Source organism: Streptomyces sp. Edi4 (assembly GCF_040253615.1).
Taxonomy (GTDB): Bacteria; Actinomycetota; Actinomycetes; order Streptomycetales; family Streptomycetaceae; genus Streptomyces.
The window spans coordinates 726,625-747,408 of the sequence record NZ_JBEJGY010000004.1 but is presented as its reverse complement, the minus strand read 5'-3'; the positions used below and the strand labels follow the sequence as shown (position 1 = coordinate 747,408).

Here is a 20,784-nt window from a genome sequence, read left to right as displayed (position 1 = left end):
TCGAGTGGGGCGGAGTGCGACGCCGAGAGCCCCCGACTCCCTGACGGATCAGGGGAGTTGGGGGCTCCGGTGTGTCGGGATCGCGAGGCCCCGTCCGTCAGGCGGACGGCACGCGGATCAAGCGGTCGCGGGTCAGGCGGACGGCACGCGGATCAGGAGGGCGTCGCCCTGCCCGCCGCCACCGCAGAGCGCCGCCGCGCCGAGGCCGCCGCCACGCCGGCGCAGCTCGTACGCCAGGTGCACGACGAGCCGGGCGCCGGAAGCGCCGATCGGGTGGCCGAGTGCGATGGCGCCGCCGTCGACGTTGACGATGTCCGGGCTGAGGCCCAGCTGCTCGGTGGAGACGATGCCCACGGCGGAGAACGCCTCGTTGATCTCCACCAGGTCCAGGTCGGACACCTCCAGCTTGGCCTTGGCCAGCGCGGCCCTGATCGCGTTCGACGGCTGCTCGTGCAGGCTCGCGTCCGGCCCCGCCACCACGCCGTGGGCGCCGATCTCGGCGATCCAGGGCAGACCAAGCTCCTCGGCCTTGGCCCTGCTCGCCACGACCACGGCGGCCGCGCCGTCGGAGATCTGGGAGGCGGTGCCCGCCGTGATGGTGCCGTCGGCGGCGTAGACGGGGCGCAGCTTCGCCAGGACCTCCGTCGTGGTGTCCGGGCGCACCCCCTCGTCGGCGTCGCACACCACGGGGTCGCCCTTGCGCTGGGGGACCGTGACGGGCGCCATTTCCTCGGCGAAGCGCCCCGCGGCGGCCGCCGCGGCGGCCCGCTGGTGCGAGGCCGCGGCGAAGGCGTCCTGCTTCTCGCGGGTCACCCCGGGGTAGCGGCTGTTGTACTTCTCGGTCGAGACGCCCATGCCCACCTGGTCGAACGGGCAGAACAGGCCGTCGTGGATCATGTGGTCGATCATCTGCACGTCGCCGGCCTTGAAGCCCGCGCGCGAGTGGGGAAGCACGTGCGGCGCCTGCGACATGGACTCCTGGCCACCCGCCACCACCAGGTCGAACTCGCCGGCCCTGATCAGCTGGTCGGCCAGGGCGATGGAGTCGACCCCGGAGAGGCACACCTTGTTGACGGTCAGCGCCGGGACGCTCATCGGGATGCCGGCGCCCACGGCGGCCTGGCGGGCCGGGATCTGGCCGGCGCCCGCCGTCAGCACCTGCCCCATGATCGTGTACTCCACCTGCTCGGGTGCCACCCCGGCGCGCTCCAGGGCCGCCTTGATCGCGACGGCTCCGAGCTGAGCACCGGAGAAGTCCTTCAGAGCCCCGAGCAGGCGACCGGTGGGGGTGCGGGCCCCAGCGAGGATGACGGAACCGGACACGATGTCCTCCGAGGGTAGGAGTTGTGGACCACAACACGGCTACATTACCCACGAGTTGGGCCCGTGAAGTGCCCCGCTTGAGGGTGTGAGCGAGGGCACAGCCGGGCGGGCGGGCGGCCCGCCCGGCCGGTCACCGCTCAGTGGTCGAAGTAGCTGACGTCCCCCATGCTCCAGGCACTGACGTCCTCGATCGCCACGCGGTACATCCCGCCCGTCTCCGGGATCCCCACCGGTCCCTGGAGGATCCGCGCCACGTGGAAGTGGAGATACCGGGGCGGTCCTTCCTGGTTCGGGGGGCCGGTGAAGACGGCGGAGAAGTCACCGAGGGTGTCGGAGTCCGCAAGCACCTCCGACACGCGCTGGCGCCAGACGGCTTCGGGGGCCAGCCGCCCCGTGAGGACGGCGCCACCGGCGACCACGGTCAAGGACATCTGATTGCTGTGCCCGGACTCCACCAGAGCGGCGACGTCAACAAGCAGTTCGTCAGGCTTCGACATGGCAAGGGATTCTAGTCGTCGCCTTCCCGGCGGGACCCGGCGGCGGCACCGGAGCGGAACGCGGCCGCCCGCGCCAGGCCGAACGAGTACACACCGTGCCCACCCGATGACACCATGTAGTGCAAGGCGTCCATACGTGTGACTGCCCGGTTTGTCGGGTATCGCGCTGGTACGGAAGTGAGTCCTGAGCCCCTGGGGAGCTGTGCATGCCCACCACTGACGCGATCGTGATGCTGCGGGAAGGCCACAAGGAGATCAGGCGGCTGATCCGCTCCTACCGCGCCTGCCAGGACCCCGACGTGGTCCGCCGGCTCGTGCGGGTGCAGGCGGTGTACGCGTACATCGAGTGCGAGGGCATGTACCCCCGGGTGTCCGTCCTCGCTCCCGAGACCGAGCGGACCATCCTCACCCTGCGCGAGGAGCACCACATCATCGAAGTGCTCGCGGCGGAGCTGCATGAGATGCGCCCCGAGGACATCGCCTTCGACGCCAAGGCCCGTCTCATGATGGACCTGGTGGAACGGCACATGGACGCCGAGGACGACGCGTGGTTCCCGCACGTCAGGAGCGTCGTGGGACGCAAGGAGCTGCGGGAGATCGGCGCGTGGATGGCGATGCTCGCCGAACGGGCGCCGCAGCGGCCGCAGCGCCCGAGCCGGCGCGGTGAGTGGGACACGGTGGCCGCGTGAATTCCCGTCCGCCCCCGAAGGACCGGCGGGCGCGGGGGGCCGAGCGGAGCGAAAGGAGCGGGATGGCACCCGCGCGTCATGACCTGGACCGGGCCTGGGAGGCGGCGACGAGCCCCGGCGACGTGCCCGAGTGGGCCCCCTCGGCCGAGCCGGAGTTCCTGGACGTGTACGCGCCCGCCGGCTCCGCCGCGTGGGTCCCCGGCACCCGGCGACCCGTCCTGTGGCGTCTGCGCTTTCCGGGACACGAGCATCCCTCCGTCAGCCTCAAGCTGGTCACCGCGTGCCAATGGCGCGGCACCGTCTCGCAGTTGGCCGCCGAGGTCGACGCGCACCGAGGCGGTACGACCGTGACCGTGCCGCACGTGCCCCGGGGGACGTACTGGATCCAGGCGTCCTGCGGCGCCCGGCTCCTTGCCACCTCCCGCCCCTTCGCCATCGCTTTTGCACCGGACGCCCACGCGTCAACGCGTGTGCGGGCGGACGGAGTTGGGCGGCGCGGGCGGCCCACCCGGTAGGTTGGCGGCCGAACCGACCCGGCGCAGACCCCGGTACCGGACCCGCCGGCCGGGCGTCGCCGGGGCCACCGCGGGAGCCCGTCATCTTCGCCGCCGTCATCCTCTCGTCCCTCGCCGCCTGCGTCCTTCTCGTCGTCAAGGCCCTCCACCTCCTCGCGACCCGCAGGTTGGCGTACGCGCGAACCCGCTCCGGCCGCTTCGGTGAGGCGGCGGTGCTGTGCCTGTGCGTGGGGGCGATCACCGTCGCCGTGGGGGACATGAGCGGGTTCGACACCCGGTCCACCCGGCCCTGCTCCGCAGCCCGCGCCGAGCGGGACGGCGCGCTCTCCTACCGGGACGGCGCGAACGCGGGCATCACCATCGAATCCCGGGCCTTCCTCCCCTCGACGGTGTGCCGCTGGCCCGACGGCGGCACGGTCGAACTGGTCCCGTCCTGGGTCACCCCGCTGACCCTGCTCTCCCTGGCCGGAGCGGCCCTCTGCGCGGTGTGCGGCGTCCGTACCCCGGCGCCCGCGTCGCGCTCCTGATCGGGCCGGGCGGCTCAACCGGGCCTGCGAAAAGGGGCGCGGGAACCGCGTACGGGACCGTGACGACAACCCGGTCACGGTCGTCGTGGCGGTGGGCTCGGTCCTGACGGTGGTCGCGGTGACCGTGCCGGCGGGGCCGCCCCTGTGGATGTGCTGGGCCCTGTTCGCCGTCGTCCTTGCTGGTGACCGCCGCCCGCGACCCGGCTGCGGGCGCGACGGGCGCAGGGCGCGGGGGAGAGCGCCGGCTGAGCCGAAACCCCGGTGCGCCTGGCCCTGCCGCTCTGCGAGCATGTCCGGATGGTCCACCCCCTTGAATCCCTGGTCGTCCGGCATGCTCGCCGTCTTCCCGTTCCCGCCGGTCCCCTCGGGGACGGGGCCGCCGCGGCGCGGCAGTTCGACGTGGCGTTGATGTCCGTCGGCTTCAAGCTCTCGGCGGACCTGCTGCGACACCTGGCGGCGCTGTCCGAGGAGACGGTCCTCGACATCGCGGGGCGGACGCTGGACACGGTCCGGGCGATGACCGGTGACCACGTCCGGCACAACACGTACTTCATCGACTTCCCGGCCAAGGTGCCGGACACCCATGAGTTCTGGCAGCGGTGCGTCGCGCAGGCACTCGCCGGCGACACCACACGCGAGGCCACACTCGGTCAACTCCGCGCCGAAGTCGTCGACTTGCTGACGCTGCCCTCGTACGGCACGTACCAGCACACGTACGCCGACCTGCTCGCCGCGCACGACGAGCTCATCGCCTCGGCGGGGGACCGTGTGACGGTGCTGCATCTGGGCGGCGCGCCGCAGAAGGAGGTCGGCGCCCTGTATCTGGCCCTGGCCACGAGCACCACGCCGCTGGGCGACGAGCACCTGCTCGACCTGGGCGTGCTCGCCCGGCACTGCGTGGACGGCCCCCAGCCCGAGACGATCGCCGTGCGGGAGAACCGTGCCGTGATCAACCGGGCCCGTATCGAAGCCGGCGCCGAACTCCTTCTCGACACGGTGACCGATGTGCTGCGCCTGGCGTGCGCGCTGTCGGACGGTGACGTGACGCTCACCACGCCGACGCGTCTGCGCTCACCCTCGCGGGCCGTGCGGCGCGCCCTGCTCGCGGGCCTCGACGCCGTCGTCGCGTCGTCCCGGGCCAAGCTGGCCGATGTGGCCGCGCACCGGGAGGCCTTCAAGCGGCTCGGTGAACGTCTGCACGCGCACGAGTACCGGGCGCGCTGGCCGCACGCAGCCGACGTGTTCGCCGTCGCCCGGGGCGAGTCGCGCGTCTCCGGTCTCGAGGGCCGGGTCGAGGAACTGCTCGCGGCGGGCGATGTCACCGGGGCCGCACGGCTGCTCACGGCCGCGCCCGGCAAACTGTTCCGCTCCCTTGACCGGCTGCTGCGGGTCTGCGCCACCCAGGAGGAGCGCGACGCGGTGGCCGAGGCCGCCGAGCGGGTCGCCCCTCAGGTGGCGGGGCGGGTTCTGCTGTCCGTGCGCGAGCACCTGCACAACCGTGGCGGGCAGCACGCGGACGGCGCGAGCCGGGTGTTCGTCAACCGGCGCGGACGGGCGTGGGTGACCGAGGACACCCGGGCCGCCGTGCCCGCCGCCGAACGCGACCGCCTGGCCCGTGCCCTGGACGCCGAACTGAGCCGGCGCCTGCCGCAGCCGGGCCATCTGCTGATCGACCCGGCCGCCCTGGACGTCGCGCTCCCGCTGAGCGGCAGGGCGACGACGGCCGGCCTCGGCGTGCTGCCCCGGGGGTCCCTCTCCCCGGTCAGCGGCGAGTTGCTGCGGTTCTTCGTGTACTGGAAGCAGGCCCACCACACCACGGACTACGACCTCTCGGCCCTGCTCCTGGACGCCGAGTACCAGACCGTGGCGTGGCTCTCCTACACCGCGCTCACCGAGCTGGAAGGCAGGCACTCCGGTGACATCACCGCCGCGCCCGACGGCGCGTCGGAGTTCATCGATCTGCGCCTGGGCGCCGTGCGCGGCACCTACATCGTCCCGCAGGTCAACATCTTCGCGGGCGAAGGTTTCGAGGAGACCGAGGAGTCGTTCTTCGGCTTCATGACACGCGACGTCGACCAGGGTGGGCGCCCCTTCGAGCCCCGCACGGTGCGCGCGAAGTCGGACCTGCGCGGCCCGGGCCGGGTGGCGTTGCCGCTGGCGTTCATACGGGACGCCGACGGCGGCTGGCACGCCAAGTGGCTGCACCTGTACCTCAGGGGTAATCCGAGCGCCAACCGGGTCGAGGCGAACCGGGTGTCGGTGGCGACCCTGCTGCGGGGCATCGTCGAGCGCCAGTCGCTGACGGTTCGCCACCTCACGGACCTGCTGGCCGGCCGCGCCACCGCCACGACCCTGTGGGACGGCGCCATGCCGCCTTCGGACCCGGTCACCTACATCGGCCTGGAACGCCCGGACGGCCTCCACCCGGACTCCCGCGTCTTCACGCCGGAAAACCTGCGCGACATGATCCCGGCCTGACTGTTAACGTGAGCCACGGCGAGGCCATGGAGGGGCTTCCTTCTCCTCTTCCACTGAAATAGTCCCTCCGCTTTCCTCGCCCGCACGACAACGCGACGCCGGATGCCACCAGGCACCCGGCGTCGTCGCGTATGGGGGGCCGGAGCGGGAGTCCGGGCCACGCTGCGGTGTGCCGGCTACGGGAGTGTGTGGCCCGCGGCGCGGAAGAGGCGGTACCACTCCTCGCGGGTGAGGGGGAGGTCCGAGCCCGCCGCGGACTGCGCGACCCGGGCCGGGTTGGTGGTGCCGAGCACCACCTGCATGTTCGCCGGGTGACGCGTGATCCATGCGACGGCGATGCCTGTCGGTGTCACCCCGTACTTCGCGGCCAGTTCGTCCAGGACCAGGTTGAGCTCCGGGTAGTTGTCCCGGTCGCCGATGAAGACCCCGTCGAAGAAGCCCTTCTGGAACGGTGACCATGCCTGGAGCGTGATGCCGTGCAGCCGCGCGTAGTCAAGGAGACCGTGGTCGCGGTCGATGGACTGGTCGAGACCGCCCATGTTCGCCGCGATCCCCGAGGCGATCAACGGGCAGTGCGTGATGCTCAGTTGGACCTGGTTGGCCACCAGCGGACGCCTGACGGCCGTCTTGAGCAGTTCGATCTGGCCGGGTGTGTGGTTGGAGACGCCGAAGTTGACGACTTTGCCGGCCGCGTGCAGTTCGTCGAAGGCCGCTGCCACCTCCTCGGGCTCCACGAGGGTGTCGGGGCGGTGCAGGAGCAGCACGTCGAGATAGTCGGTGCCGAGGGCGGCAAGCGACTCCTCGGCGGTCCGCACGATGTGTTCCTTGGAGAAGTCGAAGAACCCGGGCCGGATGCCGACCTTGCTCTGGATGACGATCGACTCGCGTTCGGCGGGGGAGAGCGTGAGGGCCCCGCCGAAGCGCTCCTCGCACGCGTGGCGCGTGGGCCCGTAGATGTCGGCGTGGTCGAAGGTGTTGATCCCGGCGTCCCGCGCACTGCCGTACAGGGTGCGGATGTCCTCGTCCTCGAGTCCGGCGATGCGCATCAGGCCCAGGACGACATTGGAGGCCCGCAGTTCGGTCTGGGGGAAGGCGATGGTCTTCATGGGCCCATCCTCTCCGACTCCCCGCGCCGCCACCCCCCGAAGGCATGCCGGCAAGTCCCGCGCGCGGTGCTGCGCCGACGCTCCGTGCCGCCCGGCCCTGCCCCGCCCCGCCGCGCGGACGTCTCGTAAAGTTGCCGGGATGACATCACAGCACGTCCACGGTCTCGGTCCGCGCGAGTACGGCGAGGGCGAGGAACGCCTCGGCGGGGACAGCGTCGAGGAGCTGCTGGGCGGCGCTCACCCCCGGCTGCTGTCCGTGGATTCGGTCACCCCCGAGCTGGCCGGCGTGCTCAGCTACGCGCGGATGGTGACGGACGGGCTCGTCTTCGTCTACGCCCTGGACCTGCCGGACACCGTACGCGTCCTGACCGACCCGGACGTCCGAAGGGTGGAGCCCGAGACGCTGGGCGCGGCGGCGTACCGGAACTTGATGGCTGTCCCCGCCGAACACGAGGAAGTGGCCGTCGGGTCGGGGACGGTGCTGCACTCCGTCCATGGCGACTCGCACTTCGTCGCGAGCAAGGTCCTCTACCTGCCGGAGACGGTCCGCGACCTCACCGGCGATCCCCTCCCCGACGAGGGCGCACTGGTGGCGATGCCGAGCCGGCATCATTTCGTCTACCACCCCATGGCCGACGGGTCGGTGGTCGACGCCCTCAACAGCCTGGCCGCGTACGCCCTCGGCGCGTACGAGGACAGTGGCGAGGCCGCGCTTTCGCCACGGGTCCACTGGTGGCACCGGGGCCGCATGGTCTCGCTCTCCAGGATCGATCACGACGCGCGGACGTTCTCCCTCGATCCGCCGGAGCACCTGCTCGCCGTCATGACGGGTCTGCTCCGCCTGGACCGCTCAGGACGCCTCGCCACCCGCGCCTCGGCCCGGGCGATGCCGCCCTCGAGCGCCGAACTGGCCCGTACGACAGCCCAGTTGATCGCGGATCTGGGGCAGGACGAGGCGCGGCCCGGTGAGGCGTTCGGCGCGGCCATGGCCCTGGCGCTCACCCAGTGTGCGGCCGACCCGCACGCGGCGCTCCCGGAGACCTGGAACGCCTGGGCCACCTCGGTGCGGCTGGGATCCGCGTGGTTCACCGGCGCGCAAGCGCAGGAGTGCCACCTCGGCGAAGACCTCGTCGCGCCGCTGGCCGCCCTGCCCGCCGAACCGCCCGCTGACGCCCGGGCCTGGCTCGACGCCCTGTATCTGGCGCTGGTGTGCCGCCAGTGGGAGCGGATCGGCCGCCTGTGCCACGTGCCCCTCGATCGGCTGCGTGAGGACGACTCGGTGGACGAGTACGTCCTGCACTGGGCCGACACCCTGCAATCGTTCTTCTCCGGCCGGCCCATGGACGACACGGTGGGCAAACTGCTCGCCACCATGCGGGCCACCACGCCGGACGCGGTGACGCACGCGCCGATGGACTACGTGAACCGGATCGACTACGCGCCCGTCGCCCTCTTCCACGCCGTCGTCGCGGCCGACCACGACGCGTTCACCCGGACGCTCGCCGAAGCCGTCGAACAGCACGCCGCCCACTGGGGCGACTCCAGGGCGCCGCGCGCGGTGGTGGCACTCGGCCCGCTCGCGATGGCGAGCCTCGCCCACGACTACGACTTCCCGCTCGCCCCCGGCCTGCCGTACCTGCCCACGTACCTGCTCAACCGGGAACGGGTCGAAGACATCCTGTGAGCGGGCCGCGCCCGGCGGCCGGCGCGGCCCGACCGCGCCGGCTCGTCCGGCGCCCACGAACCCCGGGAGGTCAGACCGCGCTGAACTCCCGCTCGGCCACGGCGCGCAGCTGCTTCTTGTCGGGCTTGCCGGCGTCGGTCAACGGCAGCGCGTCGACGAAGGTGATGTCGGCGGGCTCGTACATCGCGCCGCGTTGCGCACGGACCAGATCGCGCAGCTGCCGCGCGTCGAGGGCGCTGCCGGGCACCGGGACCACCGCCGCGTGCACCCGCTCCATGCGGTCGGCGTCCCGGACCCCGAAGACGGCGCTCTGCTGGACCTCGGGATGCGAGTTGAGCAGGTCCTCGAGCTCGGTGGTGTACACATGGCCGCCGACGACCACGATCATGTCCTTGATGCGGTCGACGACCGTCAAGTACCCCTCGGCGTCGAGGAATCCGATGTCCCCGGTGTGCAGCCAGCCGTCCCGCAGCACCCGCGCGGTCAGCTCGGGCTGCTTCCAGTACTCCTTCATCAGCATGGCGGAGCGTACGCAGATCTCGCCGTGCTCACCCACCGGGAGGTCGCGGCCGCTCTCGTCGCGGATGGCCACCTCGACCTCGGGCAGCACCTTGCCCGCCGAGCGCAGCCGGTCCGGGCGATCGAGGTCGTGGTCCTCGGGCGTGAGCAGACTGATGCCGCCGGCCTCGTTCTGGCCGTAGAACTGCACGAGCACCGGGCCGAAGCGGCGAATGGCGTCGGCGATGCGGGCGGGGGAGGACTGGCAGCCCCCGTAGGAGATGCTGCGCAGGGACGACGTGTCGCGCACGGCCGAGTCGGGGTGGTCCATCAGCTGGTAGAGCAGGGGCGGCAGCAGGAAGAGATGGGTGATGCGCTCGCGCTCGATGGCCTCGAGAACGGCGGCGGCGTCGAAGTCCTCGAGCAGCACGACGCATCCGCCGTCGCGCAGGACGGAGTCGGTGATCATTCCCGCGGCGTGCGCGAGGGTGGTGCACACCAGCAGCCTCGGGGGCTGCTCCTCGGAGTCCGCCGTCGTCTTCCGGAAGGCGCGGACCTGCTCATAGGTGGTGCAGATGCCCTTGGGGTGGCCGGTGGTGCCGCCCGTGTGGCGGATCGTGCACACGTCGTCGGGCCGCGCAGTGCTGACCACCGCCTCGGCCGGCTGTCCGGCCGCGAGCTCCAGGAGGTCCACGCCCACCGCGTCCGCCGCGCCCAAGGCCACCGGCTTCACCGGGCCGAGCACGAGGACGGCCGGCACGGGCGCCAACGCGGTGATCTCGGCGGCCCGTTCCACGTGGCGGGGGTCGACGACCAAGGCGCGGGTCTCTACGTCGCGCACGATGGCGGCCTGCGATTCGGCCGAAAGCTTGTTGTAGAGGTGGTTGACCCGGCACCCGATGAGATGGGCCGCGTACCGCACGGCGATGGTCTCCGGCAGGTTGCCGCACAGCAGCGTGACGGTCTGCCCCCGGTCGACGCCGTGCGCGCGCAGCGCCCGTGCCATGCGGTGCACGAGGTCGCGGAACTCGCCAGCCGTGACCCGGCGCCCCTGATGGAAAAGGACTTCCCGCCGGGGATCCGTCTCCAGCGCTTGGAGATTCTCCGTTACGTACGGACGGAAGGCCTGGGTCTCTGATGACATGGTGCATTCCTTCTGGCGCTGGGCACGCCGGTCACGCGGAGCGGCAGGGGCCGCCTTAACTCTTGGTTGCTACAGGCAACCAAAGCTAGCGTAGTGGCGACGGATCGACATCTCCAACTGGGGCCCGGTGGCTTGATTTGAGTGGTCGTCGGGCCTGCTCGGGGTGGGCTGTCGGGTCAGGCGCGCAGGGTGTCGGCCAGCATCTCCGCGACGGCCAGGACCGGGAGTTGGGTGTTGGCGGCGGGAACGGTCGGCAGCACGGAGGCGTCGGCGACCCGCAGGCCCCGCACGCCGTACACCGCTCCCTGTCCGTCGGTCACCGACCCCGGCTCGTCCGCCGGGCCCATGGCGCAGGTCCCCACCGGGTGCCAGTAGGTCCCGACCCGTGCGCGCAGGTCCGCGTCGGACAGCGTGTGCGCCGGTACCGGATCGCTGGGGCCGGCCAACTCGGCCAGGGCGTCGGCCAGTTGCTGCGCCTTGCGCAGTCCCGAGCGCAGCACCGCCGCGTCCCGGCCGTCCGGGTCCGTCAGGAAGGCGGGCTCGATCACGGGCGGCTCGCAGGGATCGGCCGAGCGCAGCCGCACGTGTCCACGGGAGACCGGTTTCATCAGGAAGGCGGAGATCCCGGCCTCGTACCGGCCCGGCGCCAGCTTGCCGAACAGCGGCGGCCCCGCCGTGGGGAGCAGGTGCAGATTCCACGCGCCGTCGGGGCAGTACTCGCCGGCGGCGCGGACCAGCATGCGGCTGACGTAGAGGTTTCCCGCCGCCTCGCCGGCCGCAAGGGCCGCGTCCAGTTCGGGGGTGGGGGAGCGCGGCACGAAGACACCAGGCTGGTCGGATAGGTTGGCGCCGACGCCCGGCAGATCCACCTCGCACCGGATGCCGTTCAACCTCAGGTGCGCCTCAGGTCCGATGCCGCTGCGCAGAAGCACGGCGGGGGAGCCGTAGGTGCCGCAGGCCAGCACATGGGTGTCCGCCACCAGCGTCGAGGGCCGGCCGTCCAGGATGACGCGTACGCCACGGACCCTGCCCCCGTGGACGACCAGCCGGTCCACCAGGGCGCCGCTGAGGACCGTCAGGTTGGGCCGCGCCCGCACCTGTGCGTCCAGGTAGGCGAGGGCGGCGTTGAAGCGCACCCCGTCCACCGCGTTGAGCAGCGGCCGGCCACGGCCCGGCGCGCCGGGGGCGCCCATGTCCACTTCCGGATAACCCAGTTCACCGGCCGCCTCCAGCGCGGCCGATGCCCACGCCGAGAGCTCTTCGTCCGGGGCGGCGCGCAGACGCATACGGTCCACCGCGCGGCGCCGGTAGGGCTCCAGCGCCGGCGCCGACCACCGTTCGCCGCCCGCGCGCGTCCACTCGGCGTGGTCGGCGTTTGAACCCCAGGTGTTCCAGGCGCCGTTGACGCAGGACGAACCGCCGAGGACCCGGGCCCGGATGCGGTAGAAGGCGGTGTGGCGCTCCCACACGTCGTCGCGCGGCAGGGCGCGGGCATTGAGCAGGGAGGCGGGCCACCCCTGCTGCCCGGGTCCGTAGTCGGGGCCCGCCTCCACGAGGCACACCGACCGGCGGGGGTCCTCGCTCAGACGCGCCGCCAGGACGCATCCGGCCACTCCGCCGCCCAGGACGACGACGTCGTGGCCGGACGGGAGAGGGGAACTGGTCATGGTCGCTCCGATGGGATGTCGTCGCCCGGGAGCCGGCCCGCTGGGCGGCCGGTGGGCGCTGTGGGCGGGTGTGCTCAACGGGCCGTGGCCTTGAGGAACGCGGGAGCGAGCAGCCGCGCCCCCGCACGCGTGCCGCGCAGGCCGATGGCGGCGGTGGCGGGCAGCGCGCCGAGCAGTTCGCTGGTGAGGCAGGCGTTGGCCGGACGGGAGGCGTAGCGCGTACGGGCCTTCGGCACGGGTGTCACCAGATCCGTCGGCAGGCGCAGTGCCCGCGCGATGTCCGTCGCCCACTCGGCGCGGGTGAGACGGTCGGGGCCGCCCAGGTGCAGCACCGGCGGCAGGGGGTGGTCCGTGTCCAGGAGCGCCGCCGTCACGCGGACGACGTCGTCAAGGAGCACCGGCGTCGTCCAGTGGTCGTCGGGGGCCTCGATCCGCTCGCCGCGCAGCAGGCGGTGGGCGCAGGCGGCGAAGAAGTTGAGCCACTTGCCCGCGTCGGCCGGCTCGTGGCCGTAGACCAGACTGACCCGCAGGGCCACGGCTCGCGCGGCCGTGGCGAGCAGCGCCTCCTCGGCCGCCAGCTTCGCCCGGCCGTAGGCGTTCGCCGGAGACACGGCCGTGCGCTCGGTGTTGTGGAACGAGGCGCCACCGAAGACGTTGTCGGTGGAGATCAGGACGATGCGCGCGTCCGGCGCCAGCGTGGCGAAGGCCGTGGCCGCGGCGACGTGTGCGGCGCGCGCCCGGGCCGGATGGTCCTCGCACCACGTGACGTCGGAGGGCCCGTGCACCAGGACGATCCGGCCGGGACGCACACGGGCGAGCACGTGCCGGCAGGCCTCCAGGTCCGTGGCGTCCAGAGCGCGCCACCGGGCCCCGTACGTCTGGGGCGGCCGGGCGGGCGGGCGGCGCGACACGAGCGTCACGCGCCCGCCCGCCGCCGCGAGCCCGCGCGCGGTCGCGGTGCCGATCAGGCCGCTGCCCACGACGAGGGTGGCGTCTTGGTTCACGAGAACGCCCGCGCGGGGAGGGGCGCGTGGCCGGCGAGGCAGCGGCCCACACCGATCAGCCCGTGGTCGTCGTCGGCCACGCCGAGCGAGACCATCGCGTCGATCTGTTCCGCGTCGAGGCCGAAACAGCCCAGCCGCCGCAGCTCGGCCACCAGCAGACGGCGATACGGCTCGCCCACCCCCAGCGCGAAACCACCCATCAGGAGGTAGCGGGCGACACCGATCGACGCGAAGACTGCGCCGATCGCCTGCGCGAGGGCGGTCACCGTGCCGCGCACCACCTCGGTGGTGAAGGGGTCGCCCGCGCGCACCGCCTTCGCGACCGCCCGGTTGTCCACGCCTTCCACGCGGCCCGCGCACAGCGCGCCGAGCGCGGAGGCGCGGAAGGCGGCCCCATCGGTCGCCGCCGCGCGGCGGGTCGCGGCCAGCACACCGCGCCCGGAGGCGATGGCCCCCAGGTGCCCGCGGCCGCCGCAGTCGCACAGCGGCGCGTCGGGGGACAGGTCGCAGACCCAGTGGCCGAGCTCCCCGCCGTGGCCGTCGGTGCCCAGCAGGACCTCGCCGCCGCGAAACACCTTGTTGCCGATGCCGGAGCTGACGGTGATCAGGCAGAAATCCCCGGGCTCGTGGGCCGCGTACCGCCAGGCCGCGGCCGTCAGGTCGTTCACCACGAGGGCCGGCGCTCCGATGCGCCGGGTGAGCAGGTCCGCCAGCGGGAGGGGATCAGCGCGCCGCCCCCAGATGGTGGGTGCGGCCAGTACGAGGCCCCCGGCCGTGACCGGCCCGGCGAACGCCACGCCCAGAGCCCTCGGCGCCGCGCCGCCCGTGTGCGCCTCCATCTCGCGCACGATCTGCTCCACCACCCGCCGCTGAAGCACGCCGACCGGTGCGTCGGGAGCGCCCCGCATGCCCTCGACCGGTACCCGGCGCACCCGGGACAGCACACCGGTGACGGGATCGAAGCTCCCCACCCGCAGCGTGGTGCCGCCCACGTCCAGCACGGTGAACGTCTGGTCAGCCGGCATCGCGCTCACCGCATTCCGTCGCGAAGACGAGCAGCCGCAGCTGTCGCTCACCGTCGTTGCGCAACCCGTGCTCCCCGTAAGGGTCGTTGACGACCACGTCGCCCGGGCCCACCCGGAACTCCTCGCCGTCGCGGTACATGACACCGGAGCCGTCCAGCACGATGTAGGTCTCGCGGTCCTCGCCGTGCCGGTGCCGGCCGATCGACGTGCCCGGCGCCAGCACGGCCAGGTCGATGAAGTCCGCGCCGTGGCCGCCCGGGCGGCGGGCGAAGACGCGGTGGGCCAGGATCGTGCCGAGCCCCCCGTGGTCCCGCTCCTTGGCCGCCAGCAGATCGCGCAGATTGACCACGGGCTCAGGCATCGCGCCGTCCTCCCCGCGCCGCGAGGCTCGCGAGCGCCGCCTCCAGGACGTCCGTGGGCACGTCCTCCAGCTCCGCCACGAACGCCGCCTTGCCGATCGCCGTCGGCACGACGAGGTGCAGTTTGCGGCCCCGGCGCTGCCAGGACGCACGCAGCGCCTGCGTCATCAACTCCGGTGTGCAGGTGCGCGGGTCGAACACCGGCAGCCCGATCCGCCGCAGCAGACCCACGATCCGCTCACAGGTCTCGTCGTCCGCCAGGCCGAGCAGACGCGCCACATGCGCCGAGAGCGCCATGTCCACGGCGACCGCCTCGCCGTGCTGAAGGCGGTGGCCGCCGGCCGTCTCGACGAGCGGGCTGAAGGTGTGGCCGAAGTCGACGAGCCGGGCCAGGTCGTGTTCCTGGAGGTTGGGGCAGAGCTCTTCCATCATCAGCCGCATCGACGTCCGCAGGATGTACGTCTCCAGATCGACCCGGGCACGGTCGCGTACGCCGTTGGCCCCGGGCCGGCGGAAGGCGTCCGGGTGCTCTTCCAGGGTCCGGAAGAGGTCGCCGTCCAGGATCACGGCCATCTTCACGATCTCGGCGAGCCCGCAACGGATCTGCCGGTCGGCGAGCGTGGCGAGGAAGGCGGGATCGTTCAGGGAGGCGTGCGCCGGATGGTAGGCGCCGAACATGTTCTTCGTCTGGAGGGCGTTGACGCCCGTCTTGACCCCCACCCCGACATCGACCTGCCCCACCAGAGTGGTGTTGACCTTGATGTAGCGCACACCCCGCGCGTACATGGACGCGGCGAAACCGACGACATCGGCGACGATGCCGCCCCCGACAGCGAGCATCACGCCGTGCCGGTCGAGTCCGTCGGACTTGGCGAGGGCGCAGATGTGCTCCGCCGCGCCGAGCGTCTTGTGGTGTTCGCCCGTGGGGATGACGTGCAGCGTCCACCGGCCGGTGGCGTGCGCGCCCAGATAGGCGCGCAGCCGCCCGCCGTACAGCCGCTCGACGGTGGGGCTGACGAACGCCACCACCCGCCGGCCCTCCAGACGGTCGGCGAGCAGCGCGTTGCGCGGCCCGAACACGTCGGCGGTGAGATCGACCCGGTAGCGGGTGCCTTCCGGCGCTCTCAGATCGAAGCCCCCGGGATCCTCCCGGACCCCCGTCGGCGGGTGGCCGACCCGGTCAAGAACCTGGCCTGACATCTGTCTCCTCAGTTTTCTCACGGTCTCGTCGAAGATCCGTGAACACGTGGGCCAGGGCCGCCGTGAGGGGCTGCCCCGGAAGGTCCTCCAGGGGGACGGGGTGTCCCCGCTCGTCGCTCACCGGCAGCCGCCAGTTGGGGTGCTCGGCGGCCGTGCCGGGAATGTTCTGGGGCCTGCGGTCGCCGGTGACGTCCGCCAGCCACACACCCAGCAGCCGGGCCGGGGTGCGGCACAGGAAACGGTGCAGCGCGACGACGTCGCCGTCCGGGTCGGGCAGCAGCCCGAGCCGCGCCAGCTCCGCCATCCAGCCCGCGCGCCCGGCCCTCGCCTCGGCCTCCTCGACGGCCCGGGGTCGCGTCAACAGTCCGAGCCGGTCCCGCAGTTGGACGTGCTCGCCGCTGAGCCACGCGGCGGTCGTCGGCAGGTCGTGCGTGGTGAGCGTGGCCAGGCAGTCGCGCCGCCATCGGCCGGGCGGGAGCGGCCCGTCGCGGCCGTGCGGGCCCCCGAGGTATTCGAAGCGCTGCACGGACGTGCCGAGGATCCCGCGCTCGTCGAGCGAGGCGCGTACGGAGGTCTCGACCGTGCCCAGGTCCTCGCCGATGACGACGGCGCCCGCCCGGTGCGCCTCCAGTGTCAGCACGCCCAGCATCGCATCCGCGTCATAGCGGACATAGGTGCCCTCGGTGGGCGTCCGCCCCTCGGGCACCCACCACAGGCGGAACAGGCCCATCACATGGTCGACGCGCAGCGCGCCCGCGTGCCGCAGGCTTGCCCCCAGCAGCCCGGCGAGCGGCCGGTAGCCGCAGGCGGCGAGCCGGTCGGGGCGCCACGGCGGCTGGCCCCAGTCCTGGCCGCGCGGGTTGAAGTCGTCCGGCGGCGCGCCGACGCTCATCCTCGGCGCCAGGACGTCCTGTTGGGCCCACGCGTCGGCGCCCTCCGGCGCGACCCCGACCGCCAGGTCGTGGATCAGCCCGATCGCCATGCCCGCTTCCCGGGCGGCCGCCTGGGCGCCCGCGAGCTGTTCGTCGGCGACCCAGGCGAGCCAGCGGTGGAAGTCCACTTCGGCGGCCCGTTCCCGCCGGGCCCGCTCCACGGCCGGCGAACGCGGATCGCGCAGGGCCTCGGGCCAGGACCGCCACGCCCCGCCGTGGACCTCGGCCAGCGCGCACCAGGTGGCGAAGTCGCGCAAGTCCTCGCCCTCGCGTGCGACGAACCGGGCGAAGGCCAGGGCCCGCCCGGGCGGGAGCGGTACCCGGTGCACCGCGCGCAGTGCCTCGCGTTTGAGCGAGCGCACCGCCTCGCGGTCGATGAGGGCGGCGCCGCGCAGGACGTCCGCGTTCAGGGCCCGGGCCCGTGCGGCGCACTCGTCGGCGGTGCGCCGCGCCTCGCCCGTGAGGTGGGCGTACTCCGGGACCGCCTCGACCCGCACATGCAGCCAGTCGGGATACCGGCGCGAACTGGGGCGGTAGGGCGAGGGGTCCCGCAACGCGCCGGGCTCGGCCGCGTGCACCGGCCCGAGCTGCACGAAATCCGCCCCCAGCGCCCGCCCCGACCAGGACGCCAGCTCCGTCAGATCTCCGAGGTCGCCCATGCCCCAGGAGCGCCGGGACAGCACCGAGTACAGCTGGACCAAGAACCCCCAGTGCCGTTCGGCGGGCACGGGCAGCCGTCGCGGTACGACCAGCAGCGGCACGCCCTGCTCGTTCCCGTGCGCCGAGGCGCGCAGGGTGTGGCGTCCGATGGGCAGCGAGCCCGACAGCGGCGCGCGGCCGCCCCCTTCCAGCTCCACCTCGGTCAACCATGCGGCTGACAGGGCGAGTTGGGGCACATCGCCCTCGCGCACGACGACGCAGCCGGGCAGCGGAGGGGTGGCGGCCCGGTCGCGGTGGGCGGTGAGCGCGGCGCGGGCCGAGGACTCGTCGCCCGCCTTCACCCCGAGGGCCGCGAGCACGTCCACCAGGGTGTCCCCGGCCACCTCGACGCGGTGGCCCCGGTCGGTGGTGTAGGAGGTGGACACGCCGTGCGCGCGGGCCAGTTCGCGCAGGATCTCGCTCACCGGGCCCCCGCCGGGTCGCCGAAGAGACGTTCGAGGACGACGGCGACGCCGTCCTCGTCGTTTCCCGGAGCGATCTCGTCGGCCATCGCCCGCAGCGCCGGATGGGCGTTGGCGACGGCCACGCCGTGCGCGGCCCAGGCGAGCAGCGAGATGTCGTTGGGCATGTCGCCGAAGGCGATGGTCTCGGCAGCCGTGCACCCGAGGAGCCGGGCCGCCCGCGCCACCCCGGCCGCCTTGGTGGTGCCGGGCGGCAACACCTCCACCATGCCCCGCACCGAATGTGTGACGGTCACTGTGTCACCGCCCAACTCCCGTGCGGTGCGGGCTACTTCGTCCTCAGGCACGCTCGTGTGGTGCAGGACGAGTTTGTCGATGGGCTCCGTCCACAGCAGCCCCCGGTCGGTCGTGACGTCCCAGCCGTGCCGGACGCGTTCGCCGAACCGGGGTGTGACCTTGAAGCGGCTCTCGGGCGGCGCCGTCACCACGCCCAGCTCCAGCGGGCCAAGACGCGCCTCGACACGTTCGACCAGCGCGCGCGCCAGGTCGAGGTCGAGCGGGGCGGAGCTGAGCAGCCGGTCGGCGTCGGCGTCGTAGAGCTGGGCGCCCTGGCCGCAGACGGCGAGCCCCCGGTAGCCGATGGCGGCCAGATACTGCTTGCAGGCGGCGGCGGGTCTGCCGGTCACCACCAGGTGCAGCGCGCCGGCGGCGGCGACCGCTGCCAGTGCGCGCGAGGTGCGCTCCGAGACGGTCTGGTCGCCCCGCAGCAACGTGCCGTCGAGGTCGGTGGCGACCAGGCGGTACGGGGGAGCGCCGGGCGCGGGTTCGACCGGGACCGTGTCCCAGGTGACCCGCCCCGAATCCAGGGTCAGCATGACGAGCAGGCTCCGCCCCACCGGCGGCCCCTCCAGGACCCCCCGGAAGACACCCGCCCCCACGGGTGCGAGCGGCGCCAGGACGATCCCTTGGCTCCTCGGCACGGGCTCGTCCGATGCAGCCGCCTCGGCGGCGGACTCCACTCCCGTCGAGGGGGCGCCGACGCCCGGCACCGCCACCTCCACGTGCCGCGCCCGGGGGTGTGTGTACGTGACGTGCAGGCGTCCGGCGCCGTCCTGGCGTGTGCGGCACCGCTCGCGCAGGCGCGCGGCCCAGTCCGCGCGTCCGGCGGCCCGCGCGGTCTCGGCGCACCGGGCGAAGTCGGCCCGGGCGTGGGCCGCCTCGAAAAGCCGCTCGCGCGCCGCGTCGTCCAGCGGCGCGCACCGGCTGTAGGCGGCCGTGTCGCCCAGGGCCTCGGCCGACTCCCCGATGGCGCGGCGGTGCCGCTCCCAGTCGGCGGCGGACAAGGTGTCGAACCACCCGTACCGGATCGCGTCCGTGGCCGGGAAGGTCCTGGGCCGCCCGCGCAGGACGTCCTCGAAGGCCGCGAGGCGCCGGTCCGCGCTCCGTGACCAGGTGAACTCACCCGCCAGCGTACGGGAGTCGCGCGAAAGCCGCGCGTAGTCGCCGGGGGCTGTGCGCCGCAGGTCAGCGGCCTCGCGCAGGCGCTCGGCGAGCGCGCGGGTGAGGCCGTTGTCGTCGTCACGGAACGAGCCCGGCACGCAGAACCCGGTGGCCGGGGGATCGTCCTGGGCCGACGCGTGCCGGAAGTGCGCCGTGACGCTCTGCGCGGTCGCGATCGGCACCGCGCCGCACGCCATCGCCTCCGCCTGGGCGATGAGGAACCCGTCGAGTTCGAACTTCGAGGGGAAGACACAGAAATCGGCGCACGCCGCCTGCTCGAACAGCGTGTCCTCGTCGGCCAGGCGCCAGTCCAGATGGATACGGCCCGGGTGGCGGTCGGCGACGCTCTGGAAGTACGCGTTGGCGACCGGTGCGTCCTGGCCGCCTCCGCCGGTGGCGAAGCGCAGGAGGAAGGAGGCGCGCGTGCCCCCGTCGAGGACCTGCTCGACGGCCCGGACCAGCTCCATCTGGCCCTTGTGGTGCACCGCGTAGCGGGCGGCGTGGTAGAAGACCGGCAGAGCGGGATCGAGACCGAGGGAGCGCAGCACCGCCGCGCGGTCCACGGCCCCGGGATCGCGCGCCAGCCAGCTGTCGGATATGCCGCAGCCGCCCATGAGCAGCTTCGACGCCTGCTCACGCAGCATCCGGGACAACGGCAGCGTACGGAAGAGACTTTCGAACGGGGTGTCCCGGAACGTGGCGCAGTGGTCGAGCTGGCCGGGCGAGACGAAGTCGACCAGATCGGCGTGGGCCAGGACGAGCGGCAGGAAGGCGACATGGCCGGGGCCGTACTCGACGTGCGTGCGAGTCCCGGCCAGGGCGCGCCGCAAGGTCGCCTCCGGTGTGTCCTCGGCGGGCAGCGTCTCCTCGAGGGCGTCGAGGTCCACGCGCACCCCGAACAGCTGGAGCAGCCGCTCCACCTGCGGGCGGTACACCTTGCGCGTGACGGGCGCGTTGGCCGCGACCGTGCTCACGGTCCGAAGTGAGGGGTCGCCGGCGAACAGCGCCGGCAGCAGGTAGTGGTAGTACGGCTCGAAGCCGTGCACCACCGCTTCCCCGCCCCGCAGATACCACTGGATGAAGTGGGCTCCGGCGACCTGGAAGACCAGCGGCTTGAAGTGGGCGAGGTCCTGCCCCTCGGTGCCGGGCGGCGGATACAGCCGGTCGGGCAGCAGGTCGAGGTGGGCGTCGGACAGGAAGTACACATCGACGCCGTCCAGGCGCAGCCGGTGGGCACGGGTGGTCAGCTCCAGGCTGATCTCGCCCGGCCGGTCCGGCCACACCTTGGGGTCCAGGACCAGCGGGACCGCGTGCTCGTGGACGTAGTCGAGCTCTTCGACGGGGTGATCGCGCCGCAGCGCGTCGAGGAGCCCGTGCGCGGGGGTGACGAGCGAGACCCGGTGGCCGCGGGCGGCGTACTCGCGCGAGAGGTTCCACACCAGCGGGGACAGGCCGCCGCGCATCAGGCGGTGGTCGAACCCGCCGCACTCGAAGGCGAAATGGATGATGTGCACG

General features: G+C 73.1%; 17 protein-coding genes. 5 read left to right on the top strand and 12 right to left on the bottom strand.

Going from position 1 to position 20,784, the window contains the following annotated elements; all coding sequences use genetic code 11:
* Positions 1-132: 132 nt before the first annotated feature.
* The 3 genes from ABR738_RS05360 to ABR738_RS05350 form a co-directional block, all read right to left on the bottom strand.
* The gene (locus tag ABR738_RS05360) at positions 133-1,323 is read right to left on the bottom strand and encodes an acetyl-CoA C-acetyltransferase (RefSeq protein WP_350228806.1); all 1,191 of its coding nucleotides are present in this window, start codon (positions 1,321-1,323) and stop codon (positions 133-135) included.
* 137 nt (positions 1,324-1,460) lie between these two features.
* A complete protein-coding gene (locus ABR738_RS05355) occupies positions 1,461-1,820 on the bottom strand; it encodes a hypothetical protein (protein ID WP_350228805.1) in 360 nt (119 codons plus the stop codon).
* An 11-nt stretch (positions 1,821-1,831) separates the two neighbouring features.
* Positions 1,832-1,954, bottom strand: coding sequence for a hypothetical protein (locus ABR738_RS05350; protein ID WP_350228804.1), 123 nt, complete (start codon positions 1,952-1,954; stop codon positions 1,832-1,834).
* Between the two features lie 72 nt (positions 1,955-2,026).
* On the opposite strand from ABR738_RS05350, the gene ABR738_RS05345 reads away from it, so the two are divergent.
* The 4 genes from ABR738_RS05345 (at position 2,027) to ABR738_RS05330 (ending at position 6,029) form a co-directional block, all read left to right on the top strand.
* The gene (locus ABR738_RS05345) at positions 2,027-2,509 is read left to right on the top strand and encodes a hemerythrin domain-containing protein (RefSeq protein WP_350228803.1); all 483 of its coding nucleotides are present in this window, start codon (positions 2,027-2,029) and stop codon (positions 2,507-2,509) included.
* A gap of 62 nt (positions 2,510-2,571) precedes the next feature.
* A complete protein-coding gene (locus tag ABR738_RS05340) occupies positions 2,572-3,024 on the top strand; it encodes a hypothetical protein (protein ID WP_350228802.1) in 453 nt (150 codons plus the stop codon).
* A gap of 167 nt (positions 3,025-3,191) precedes the next feature.
* Complete coding sequence (locus ABR738_RS05335) at positions 3,192-3,551, top strand: hypothetical protein (RefSeq protein ID WP_350228801.1); 360 nt, start codon at positions 3,192-3,194, stop codon at positions 3,549-3,551.
* Positions 3,552-3,848: 297 nt separating this feature from the next.
* Positions 3,849-6,029, top strand: a complete 2,181-nt coding sequence (locus tag ABR738_RS05330; RefSeq protein WP_350228800.1) for a TerD family protein — start codon at positions 3,849-3,851, stop codon at positions 6,027-6,029.
* A 176-nt stretch (positions 6,030-6,205) separates the two neighbouring features.
* Here ABR738_RS05330 and ABR738_RS05325 read toward each other — a convergent pair whose 3' ends face one another.
* Complete coding sequence (locus ABR738_RS05325) at positions 6,206-7,135, bottom strand: aldo/keto reductase (RefSeq protein ID WP_350228799.1); 930 nt, start codon at positions 7,133-7,135, stop codon at positions 6,206-6,208.
* A gap of 139 nt (positions 7,136-7,274) precedes the next feature.
* Between ABR738_RS05325 and ABR738_RS05320 the strand changes: the two genes are divergently transcribed.
* Positions 7,275-8,819: an immunity 49 family protein gene (locus tag ABR738_RS05320; RefSeq protein ID WP_350228798.1), complete on the top strand. Its 1,545-nt coding sequence runs from the start codon at positions 7,275-7,277 to the stop codon at positions 8,817-8,819.
* A 70-nt stretch (positions 8,820-8,889) separates the two neighbouring features.
* On the opposite strand, the gene ABR738_RS05315 is transcribed toward ABR738_RS05320, so the two are convergent.
* The 8 genes from ABR738_RS05315 to ABR738_RS05280 form a co-directional block, all read right to left on the bottom strand.
* Entirely contained in the window at positions 8,890-10,461 is a 1,572-nt protein-coding gene (locus tag ABR738_RS05315; RefSeq protein WP_350228797.1) for an AMP-binding protein, read from the bottom strand.
* A 176-nt stretch (positions 10,462-10,637) separates the two neighbouring features.
* Positions 10,638-12,128 (bottom strand): GMC family oxidoreductase, encoded by a 1,491-nt coding sequence (locus ABR738_RS05310; protein WP_350228796.1) that lies wholly within the window; start codon positions 12,126-12,128, stop codon positions 10,638-10,640.
* 74 nt (positions 12,129-12,202) lie between these two features.
* Positions 12,203-13,132 (bottom strand): sugar nucleotide-binding protein, encoded by a 930-nt coding sequence (locus ABR738_RS05305; protein ID WP_350228795.1) that lies wholly within the window; start codon positions 13,130-13,132, stop codon positions 12,203-12,205.
* Complete coding sequence (locus tag ABR738_RS05300) at positions 13,129-14,157, bottom strand: ROK family protein (RefSeq protein ID WP_350228794.1); 1,029 nt, start codon at positions 14,155-14,157, stop codon at positions 13,129-13,131. The genes ABR738_RS05305 and ABR738_RS05300 overlap by 4 nt, the downstream gene beginning before the upstream one ends.
* The gene (locus ABR738_RS05295; protein WP_350228793.1) at positions 14,147-14,518 is read right to left on the bottom strand and encodes a dimethylsulfonioproprionate lyase family protein; all 372 of its coding nucleotides are present in this window, start codon (positions 14,516-14,518) and stop codon (positions 14,147-14,149) included. The genes ABR738_RS05300 and ABR738_RS05295 overlap by 11 nt, the downstream gene beginning before the upstream one ends.
* The gene (locus ABR738_RS05290) at positions 14,511-15,716 is read right to left on the bottom strand and encodes a sedoheptulose 7-phosphate cyclase (protein WP_350228792.1); all 1,206 of its coding nucleotides are present in this window, start codon (positions 15,714-15,716) and stop codon (positions 14,511-14,513) included. The genes ABR738_RS05295 and ABR738_RS05290 overlap by 8 nt, the downstream gene beginning before the upstream one ends.
* Positions 15,697-17,772: a 4-alpha-glucanotransferase gene (malQ, locus tag ABR738_RS05285; RefSeq protein WP_350228791.1), complete on the bottom strand. Its 2,076-nt coding sequence runs from the start codon at positions 17,770-17,772 to the stop codon at positions 15,697-15,699. Before malQ ends, ABR738_RS05290 begins: the two co-directional genes overlap by 20 nt.
* Positions 17,769-20,783: an HAD-IIB family hydrolase gene (locus ABR738_RS05280; RefSeq protein WP_350228790.1), complete on the bottom strand. Its 3,015-nt coding sequence runs from the start codon at positions 20,781-20,783 to the stop codon at positions 17,769-17,771. Before ABR738_RS05280 ends, malQ begins: the two co-directional genes overlap by 4 nt.
* Between the last annotated feature and the right edge of the window lies 1 nt (position 20,784).